1 protein-coding gene is annotated in these 554 nt (G+C 54.4%); it reads right to left on the bottom strand.

Annotated features, from left to right (window positions below; all coding sequences use genetic code 11):
- A partial coding sequence (locus AC1DZ5_RS21535; RefSeq protein ID WP_477892856.1) for an EAL domain-containing protein occupies positions 1-554 on the bottom strand: 554 nt, incomplete at both ends.

Genomic DNA, 554 nt, shown 5'->3' with positions numbered 1-554 from the left:
ATGGTGTGGATGATGTCGGCATTGGTGCGATTGCTCAGGACATCACGCGTCAACGATCCGTCAATCTTGATGGAATGCACATGAAAGCGGCGCAGGTACAACAGCGATGAGTACCCCATACCGAAGTCATCCATGGCGAGCCGAACACCTATCTCTGCAAATTTTTGCAAGGTTAGCTCCGCGGCTTGACTGTCGGGGATCACCGCCGATTCGGTAATTTCCAGTTCAATTTCTGATGGRTTCAACCCATGGCGATGCAGTAGATCTTCCAGCTTGCGGGTTAAGGCAGTGTCTTCCAGTTGCAAGGGCGAAAGATTGACCGCCATGGTCAGATCCTGGTAGCCCATGGCATTCCATCTGGCCTTGCATGCGCAGGCTTGCTCCAACACCCAGCCCCCCAACTTGTGAATGGAACTTCCGTTTTCGGACAAAGCCACCATCACCACGGGGGAAATCGGGCCATAGGCGGCATGGTTCCAACGCACCAAGGCTTCGACTCCCACCAAGCGTCCCAAGGTATCGTGCTTGGGTTGGTAGGCAAGCCACAATTCGCC

This window comes from Rhodoferax sp. P1_F3, from assembly GCF_056405715.1.
The sequence above is the reverse complement of the archived record's forward strand: the minus strand, read 5'-3'. Positions and strand labels throughout refer to the sequence as shown.